Raw genomic sequence first — 7,729 nt, 5'->3', positions numbered from 1 at the left:
GTGGGTCCACGGTTCGAGCCCGTGATGGTGTACCACGAAACCCGAGTTTTCTAACGAAAACTCGGGTTTTTGTTATGTCTTAATTTAATTTTGCGCTTTTGTATCTCTTTTCCTTGTGTTTGTTAAAACTGTAATCCGGCTGCCGCATGACGATTGACAAGGCGCACTCTCCGGGGTATGATAAGCACAAGGCAGGATAATTATTTACGGAATTGCACAGGGAGGGAATGCAATGCTGTTCAAAACAGAGCTTACCGAAGTCTCCACCATGGAGGAGATGGACAAAATCGTCAAGGCACTCAGCGCGAAAGGCATAGACGCGACCACGAAAACGGTCGATCTGATGAGCGGTGGTCTGTTGGAAAACCGGCGTTCATCCGGCACGTTCGGCATGAATGCCGAGGTGAGATTCGTTTACAAGATCTACGTTAAACGCGCGGAGCTGGAGCCTGCAAAGAGCGTGCTGGCGACAATCTGATTGCAAGAAGGGAATGAAGTAAAATTCATTCCCTTTTTCCATGCCTACTTTACCGATTCATCAAAATGTGATAAAATAGAAGCCAAACAGAAAATTTAGTTTCTATTCCGAGCGGATTTTCCGCTTTGGGTTTGGTTTGATGGAGGCTGCACTATGATAAAGTTCCGAATGCCGCTGCTGGCGGTGCGTGATGTGGAGATTTCAAAAAAATTTTACCATGATCTGTTCGATCAGGAGGTTGTGCTGGATTTAGGCGGAAACGTGACGTTTTCCGGCGGCTTTTCCGTTCAGCAGGATTTTGACAGGCTGACCGGCGTGCCCAAATCCACGATCCTGCACCAGTCGCACAACATGGAGCTTTACTTTGAGGTGGACGACTTTGACGCGTTCACGGAAAAGCTGCGCGGACACCTGGACGTGGAACTGGTGCATCCGCCGATGACGCATGCGTGGCAGCAGCGTGTGGTGCGCCTGTACGACCCGGACTGGCACATGATCGAGGTCGGTGAGTCCATGGAGCACATCGCACTTCGCCTGCTGGACGAGGGCCGTTCCGTGGAGGAAACCGCCGCTCTCATCCATCACCCGACTGATTTTGTGGAGCAATGCAGAAAGGGTTTGAAATAGATATGTTCGGTTATGAACCGGAATTCGTCGTGTGCGGCGATGCCCGGATTGCTTATTACGATGTCGGCCGAGGAAAGCCGCTTGTGCTGCTGCACGGCAACGGCGAGGACAGCTCGTACTGGAACGCCCAGATACCCGAGCTGACCCGCTTTTACCGCGTTATTGCGGTGGACAGCCGCGGGCACGGCGCCTCCGGGAGCGGCGGGCACGGCCTGTCGTTTGAAATGATGGCGGAGGATCTCAAAACCGTGCTGGACACGCTCGGCGTGAAAAAAGCGCACTTCCTCGGCTTTTCGGACGGCGGCAATCTGGCGATCAAATTCGCACTGACGCACCCGGAATATATAGATAAACTCATCCTCAACGCGGCCAATGTGGAGATGTTCAGCGGCGTCAAGCCGCAGGTGCAGCTGCCCGTTATGGTAGGCTACGGTGTTGCTGCGGCGCTGAGCCGTTTCAGCAAAAAGGCGGCGCGCCGAAGGGATGTGCTTGGACTGATGGTGCACCCGTATGGGGTGACGATGAACGATTTGGAGCGGCTGACCATGCCGACCCTCATCATCGTCGGCGAGCACGATGCAATACGCGAAAAGCAGACAAAGGAGATGGCCTCGCACATTCCCCACTGTGAAGTGGAGGTTTTCCGCGACGGCGACCACTTTGTTGCAGCAAAGCAGCCGTCCCGCTTCAACCGGACGGTTATAGAATTTTTACTTGGGAGATAATCAGCATGAAATTCATCAAAGCGGGAGAAATCGCAGACAGCAATATTTTCAACAAGCTCGACGAGCGCAAGAAGTCGCTCCTCGAAGGCGGCATGGACGTCATCAATCTGTCCATCGGCACGCCGGATTTTCAGCCGGGAAAGCATGTGATGGAGGCCGTCAGCCGCGCTGCACTCGACCCGGATATGTACAAGTATTCGCTGAACGAAACGCGCGAGCTGCTCGACGCCGTAGAAAACTGGTACAAGCGCCGCTATGACGTCACGCTTGCCGACGACGAGATCATGGCTGTGTGCGGCTCGCAGGAGGGCATTGCACACGTTGGCTTTGCCTTCGCCGGCCCGAACGACCTGATCCTTGCACCGGACCCGGGCTACCCGATCTTCTCGTTCGGCCCGATGATGACCGGCGCAACGGTCGGTCTGTACCCGCTGTACGCCGAGAAAAACTGGCAGCTGGACTTTAACGACATTCCGGAGGACGTGGCAGAGCGTGCAAAGGCGATCGTTGTTTCCTATCCGAACAACCCGACCACCGCCGTTGCCGACCGCAGGTTCTACGAAAAGCTGGTCCTCTGGGCGCGTGAGCACAACATCATCGTTCTGCACGATAACGCGTATTCCGACATTATGCTGAACGGGGAAAAGGGTCTGTCCTTCCTGTCCATTCCGGGCGCGAAGGAGGTCGGCATTGAGTTCAACTCGCTGTCCAAGACCTACAACCTGACCGGCATGCGCGTGTCCTTCGCACTCGGCAACCGCGAGGTTATCAGCCGTTTCCGCGCGTTCCGCTCGCAGATCGACTATGGCATGTTCTACCCGATCATGGCGGGGGCGGCTGCCGCGCTCAACGGTCCGCAGGATGTGGTAGAGAGCAACCGCACCGGCTACATGGCACGCCGCGACGCGCTGTGCGGCGGTCTGCGCTCGATCGGCTGGAACGTGCCGGATGCACAGGGCACCATGTTCGTCTGGGCGAAGATTCCGAAGCGCTTTGCGTCCTCGGTGGACTTCGCCATTGAGCTGATGGAAAAGACCGGCGTTATCGTGGTTCCGGGCAGCGCCTTCGGTGCGCAGGGCGAGGGCTACGTCCGCATGGCGCTTGTCGTTCCGCCCGAGCGCATGGCAGAGGCGGTTCGCCGCATTGACAAGAGCGGTATTGTAAAGGAGTGAGTTTCTGTTATGCAGATCGACCATATTGCACTGTACACGCGTGATTTAGAGCGCCTGTGTGAATTTTACACCAAATATTTTGACGGTACGGCGGGCAAGCTGTATCAGAATGAGGAGACCGGCACGCAGGCGTGCTTTGTGTCCTTCGCTGACGGCGCACGGCTTGAAATCGTGACCCGTCCGCAGTTTGAGGACGCCGAGCATTCGCGTCTGTGGACCGGCTGGGCGCATACGTCGTTCAAGGCGGGCACCCGAGAGAACGTGGACGCACTGACCGAGCAGATGCGCTCGGAGGGTTATGAGATCACGGATGGCCCTGTCGTCGGCAAGGATGGCTGCTACGGCAGTTTTGTGCTTGACCCGGACGGCAATACCGTCCGCATCGTAGCGTGAAGGAGAACGCAAATGAAGCTGATTTCATGGAATGTAAACGGCCTGCGTGCGTGCATGGGCAAGGGTTTCCTTGATTTCGTCGCCGCCGAGCAGCCGGATATGCTGTGCCTGCAGGAGACCAAAATGCAGCCGGGACAGGCTGATGTGCCGCTCGAGGGCGGCTACCGCGAATACTGGAACTCGGCAGAGAAGAAGGGGTACTCCGGTGTGGCGCTGTTTACCAAAACCGAGCCGCAGAGCGTCACCTATGGTCTCGGCATTGAGGAGCACGACCACGAGGGTCGTGTCATCACCGCTGACTACGGCGAATTCTACCTCGTTACCGTGTATACGCCCAATTCGCAGAATGAGCTGAAGCGTCTGGATTACCGTATGACGTGGGAGGATGCCTTCCGCGAGTATCTGGTAAAGCTGGATGCGGAGAAGCCGGTCATCGTGTGCGGCGATATGAATGTCGCGCATGAGGAAATTGACCTCAAGAACCCCAAGACCAACCGCAAGAACGCAGGCTTCACCGACGAGGAGCGCGGCAAGATGACCGAATTGCTCGCCGCAGGCTTTACGGATACATTCCGCCATTTTAACCCCACGCTCGAGGGCGTGTATTCGTGGTGGAGCTACCGTTTCCACGCCAGAGAGAAGAACGCAGGCTGGCGTATCGACTATTTCCTCGTGTCCGATCGCTTTGCCCAGCGGGTCAAGGACGCGCGTATCCTGACCGACGTGTTCGGTTCGGATCATTGTCCGGTGCTGATCGAAATTGAATAAGGACGAGTATGCCTTTCTGCCGGAGGCGTTTTTCGGCGGTGTGCAGGAGCAGGAGGACGAGGAAGAACTCGACCCGTACTTCCGGCCGGACGCCGCACCCGAGGACGAGGAACCCGAGCCGGATATGAGCTGGCTGCCGGAAACGCCGACCGAGCCGTGTCCGTGCTGCGGCGCAGAGATCCCCGAGAATCCTTCCTGGGGTTATATCTGCCCGATGTGCGGCTGGGAGATTGATTACGATGTCGAAGGTGAGCCGGATAAGCCGAGTGACCAGAATCATGGGCTGTCGCTTGCCGAGGCACGGTGGAACTTTCATTCGTTCGGTACGGTCGCACCGTGGAAGGTAATGGAGAATTGAAAATGGAGAATGGAGAATGGAGAATGGAGAATGAACTCGATGGGAGAGCGTTCTCCATTTTTTCATTCAGAAATAAATTCACTTTCCGTCAGATCAGTCAGAAATGCAGAGTGTTCTGCTCTGTTACTCTTTTCTTCTCTGCTCTGGTCTGCTCTACTGTACTGTACTGTTCTCTGCTCTTCTGTACTCTTCTCTGCTCTGTGTACTTTCTCGCCAAGAAATGCCCATTTCTCGCCAAGAAATAGTGATTTCTCGCCAAGAAATCCGGAACACTGGAAGAACAATACAATTCTTTGCAATATGCAGGCGGTTCACACGGCGTGGCACCCCAGGGTGGCCTCTCTTGCCCTTCGGGCAATTCACCTTCTGAGGGCGCCACACCCTACGGAAAAACTTTATCGTTATGTTCGCAGCGCAACTGGAGGCTGCGCAAGGATAGCGCAATTCTCCATTCTCAATTTTCAATTACTGCATAATTGCGTTCCGCCGCACATAAGCTATGCTGAAAGGGTGAGTGGATGTGCGGAAATTGATCTGTGCCGCTTTGCTCAGCGGTTTGTTTACGGTGCAGGCGGCGGCGCTGCCCGAAATGGGCGCGCTCTACGCGAAATCGGCGGCGCTGTATGCGGCAAACGGGCAGGAGCTTTACGTCTATAACGCCGACGAGCAGCTGCAGCCTGCGTCGGTGACAAAGATCATGACCATGCTGCTGGCGATGGAGGCGCTCGAGCGCGGCGAGGTGACACTGGACACGATGATAACCGGCAGTGAGTACGCCTGCTCGATGGGCGGCACGCAGATCTGGCTGGAGCCAGGCGAGCAGCTGACACTGGATGAAATGCTCAAGGCGATTGCGGTCGGTTCAGCGAATGACTGTGCGGTTGCGGTAGCGGAGCATCTGGCGGGCACAGAGGCCGCCTTTGTTGAACGGATGAACACACGCGCACGCGAACTCGGCTGCACGAACACAACGTTCATCAACGCCAACGGACTGGACGGCGAAGGTCAGAAGACGCTGACCTCGGCACGCGATCTTGCGCTTATTTCCTGCGAACTGCTGCGCCACCCGAAAATACTGGAGTACACCGGCATCTGGATGGACACCGTGCGCGGCGGTAAATTCGGTCTGGCGAACACGAACAAGATGCTCAAAAGCTATCAGGGTCTGACCGGTCTTAAAACCGGCTATATCCGCGAGGCCGGCTTCTGCATTTCTGCAAGTGCCGAGCGGGACGGACTGAGCCTTGTAGCGGTTGTGATGGCGGCGCCCACCAAGGAGAACCGCACAGCGGACGCGACCGCGCTGCTCAATTACGGCTTTGCCAACTTCACGGCGTACATGCCTGCGGCTGACGATCTGGCACCCATTCCGGTGACGCTCGGCACCGCGGAGACCGTGCAGCCGGTGCTCGAGGGCAGCGATTCGTTCGTGATTGAAAAGACGAGAGCAGGGGATATGCAGACCACGTTCGACCTGCCGGAGACGCTCACCGCGCCGATACAGGCCGGTCAGCGGTTGGGCGAAATGACGGTATCCGCCGGCGGAGAGACGGTTTTGACCGTTCCAATCATCGCCGAAGCCGGTGTGGACGCGCTCGGACTGCCTGAGCTGCTTATTTCCTTTGTGCGCGGCCTTGCAGGAAATGTTGTAAAAGATGAAAAATAACGTCAAAATCCGACGTTTTCCGAACAAAATTGGAAAGGCTGAGAAATTTACCATACAAAATGACGGAAAGTTTGCAATTCGGACTTGTGATTTTGGCTAAACTATGGTACACTAATAGCAACCTCAAAGGTTGGGAGGATAAAAACTATGGTAAAACTTATTATTGGCGGTACCGGTTCCGGTAAGACCAAGGAGCTTATTGATCAGGTCAACGCTGCAGTAAAAGAAGAAAAGGGCAGTGTCGTTTGTATTTCCCGCGGCAACAAGCTGACTTTCGATATCTCGCATGACGCGCGTCTGATCGACGCAGCGGATTATCCGGTTAGCGACATCGCAAGCCTGCTCGGCTTTGTCGGCGGTCTGCATGCCGGCAACTACGATATCACCCGTGTCTTCATCGACGGTCTGTACAAGATCATCGGCGGCAAGGACGCAGCCAAGGCTGAGGAGTTCCTCACCGCTCTGGACGCATTCTCTTCCAAGCACAGCGTAAACTTCACCGTTTCGCTCAGCGAGGAGCCGGAGTCTGCTACCGAAGACATGAAGCGTTTCCTGTAATCCTTAAACGGAAATACATATCGCAAGCACAAAAAAGCAACGATGAAAGTCGTTGCTTTTTTCTTTTGCCCGCAGCCGTGCTGGTAAGAAAAAACAATGGGGAATGCTGTGTCTTTTTCCCTTTGTGATAAAAAAGACAATCTGGCATTTTGTATATACTTAATAAGAATAATTTGTGCAGAATGTATGATACGACACAAATCCACAAAAAATATTTAGCTTTTCTGAGCAAAAGTATTTTACTTTTTGGGTAAGTTGTTTATAATAAGTAATATAGCGTGCCGAGGGAGCACGCTGCATTTTGTACAATGTTGCTATGGCGTTCATGAAGGGGGAATGCGATTGCAAAGAGGGAAAGAAGGCTTTAGTGTGCTGCGCTACCTGATCTATTTTTCTCAGGTAGGCTTCACAGTGATCACACCGCCGGTGCTTTGCTGCTTCGGAGCGATATGGCTCCGCAACCGGTTCGGTTGGGGCAACGGTGTGGTGATTATCGGAATCCTGCTCGGCATCGCGGTTGCAGCCTGCAGCCTGCGTGATTTTCTGCGATTCACCGAGCGCAAAGCCAGAGAAAGTGCAGAGAAAGAAAAGGAGCTGTGACGGGAATGCACATCGTTTATGAGGAAACGAAGCGCATGCTGCGCGGCATGCTCCCGCTGGCGCTGGTGACCTTCGGTGTGTTCGCTCTTTGCGGACAGGGTATCGCTCGGTCCGGCGCAAGCGTTCTGCTCGGTACGGCGTTCGCGCTGCTGCTGTTCTACATGATCGGCAGGAGCACGGTAAGGGCAACCGCCTTTCCGCCGGCACAGGGCATTCGCATTACGCGGCGCGGCTATGTAGTTCGCTACATGCTCACGGCGGTGTTCGTTATCGCGGCGATCAAGCTGCCGTATCTGAACGCAGCTGCAGCGGTCATTCCGCTGTTTTTCACCAAGGCGCTGCTCCTCTGGCGCCACGCAGTTCAGCGGAAAGGAGGTTAAACGG

Annotated in this window: 11 protein-coding genes; all 11 read left to right on the top strand. The window is 55.1% G+C overall.

Translation table 11 applies throughout. The features are described from left to right. Positions 1–232: 232 nt before the first annotated feature. Complete coding sequence (locus PG722_RS08680) at positions 233–478, top strand: hypothetical protein (protein ID WP_270580292.1); 246 nt, start codon at positions 233–235, stop codon at positions 476–478. A gap of 156 nt (positions 479–634) precedes the next feature. Next, complete coding sequence (locus tag PG722_RS08675; protein ID WP_118359680.1) at positions 635–1,105, top strand: VOC family protein; 471 nt, start codon at positions 635–637, stop codon at positions 1,103–1,105. Between the two features lie 2 nt (positions 1,106–1,107). Further along, positions 1,108–1,830 (top strand): alpha/beta fold hydrolase, encoded by a 723-nt coding sequence (locus tag PG722_RS08670; protein WP_270580291.1) that lies wholly within the window; start codon positions 1,108–1,110, stop codon positions 1,828–1,830. A gap of 5 nt (positions 1,831–1,835) precedes the next feature. Continuing rightward, complete coding sequence (locus tag PG722_RS08665) at positions 1,836–3,002, top strand: aminotransferase class I/II-fold pyridoxal phosphate-dependent enzyme (protein WP_270580290.1); 1,167 nt, start codon at positions 1,836–1,838, stop codon at positions 3,000–3,002. Between the two features lie 9 nt (positions 3,003–3,011). After that, positions 3,012–3,395: a VOC family protein gene (locus tag PG722_RS08660; RefSeq protein WP_110436655.1), complete on the top strand. Its 384-nt coding sequence runs from the start codon at positions 3,012–3,014 to the stop codon at positions 3,393–3,395. Positions 3,396–3,407: 12 nt separating this feature from the next. Next, positions 3,408–4,163 (top strand): exodeoxyribonuclease III, encoded by a 756-nt coding sequence (locus tag PG722_RS08655; RefSeq protein ID WP_110436656.1) that lies wholly within the window; start codon positions 3,408–3,410, stop codon positions 4,161–4,163. Further along, positions 4,156–4,521, top strand: coding sequence for a CPCC family cysteine-rich protein (locus tag PG722_RS08650; protein ID WP_270580289.1), 366 nt, complete (start codon positions 4,156–4,158; stop codon positions 4,519–4,521). Before PG722_RS08655 ends, PG722_RS08650 begins: the two co-directional genes overlap by 8 nt. Before the next feature lie 520 nt (positions 4,522–5,041). After that, complete coding sequence (locus PG722_RS08645; protein ID WP_270580288.1) at positions 5,042–6,187, top strand: D-alanyl-D-alanine carboxypeptidase family protein; 1,146 nt, start codon at positions 5,042–5,044, stop codon at positions 6,185–6,187. A gap of 147 nt (positions 6,188–6,334) precedes the next feature. Beyond that, positions 6,335–6,745: a hypothetical protein gene (locus PG722_RS08640; protein ID WP_117490610.1), complete on the top strand. Its 411-nt coding sequence runs from the start codon at positions 6,335–6,337 to the stop codon at positions 6,743–6,745. Between the two features lie 342 nt (positions 6,746–7,087). Then, positions 7,088–7,345 carry an AtpZ/AtpI family protein gene (locus tag PG722_RS08635; RefSeq protein ID WP_158557226.1) on the top strand — a complete coding sequence of 86 codons (258 nt, stop codon included), beginning with the start codon at positions 7,088–7,090 and terminating at the stop codon, positions 7,343–7,345. A 5-nt stretch (positions 7,346–7,350) separates the two neighbouring features. After that, complete coding sequence (locus tag PG722_RS08630) at positions 7,351–7,725, top strand: ATP synthase subunit I (protein ID WP_110436662.1); 375 nt, start codon at positions 7,351–7,353, stop codon at positions 7,723–7,725. Positions 7,726–7,729 lie beyond the last annotated feature (4 nt).

It is taken from the genome of Butyricicoccus sp. OF27-2pH9A, from assembly GCF_027693185.1.
GTDB classification, from domain to species: Bacteria; Bacillota; Clostridia; order Oscillospirales; family Butyricicoccaceae; genus Agathobaculum; species Agathobaculum butyriciproducens.
Note: the sequence above shows the minus strand (reverse complement) of the source record. Positions and strands in the feature narration are given on the sequence as shown.

Excerpts from the sequence above, each read along its gene's own strand:
- PG722_RS08630 (WP_110436662.1), top strand. The coding sequence starts at position 7,351 with ATGCACATCGTTTATGAGGAAACGAAGCGCATGCTGCGCGGCATGCTC.
- PG722_RS08680 (WP_270580292.1), top strand. The coding sequence starts at position 233 with ATGCTGTTCAAAACAGAGCTTACCGAAGTCTCCACCATGGAGGAGATG.
- PG722_RS08640 (WP_117490610.1), top strand. The coding sequence starts at position 6,335 with ATGGTAAAACTTATTATTGGCGGTACCGGTTCCGGTAAGACCAAGGAG.
- PG722_RS08665 (WP_270580290.1), top strand. The coding sequence starts at position 1,836 with ATGAAATTCATCAAAGCGGGAGAAATCGCAGACAGCAATATTTTCAAC.
- PG722_RS08670 (WP_270580291.1), top strand. The coding sequence starts at position 1,108 with ATGTTCGGTTATGAACCGGAATTCGTCGTGTGCGGCGATGCCCGGATT.
- PG722_RS08660 (WP_110436655.1), top strand. The coding sequence starts at position 3,012 with ATGCAGATCGACCATATTGCACTGTACACGCGTGATTTAGAGCGCCTG.
- PG722_RS08655 (WP_110436656.1), top strand. The coding sequence starts at position 3,408 with ATGAAGCTGATTTCATGGAATGTAAACGGCCTGCGTGCGTGCATGGGC.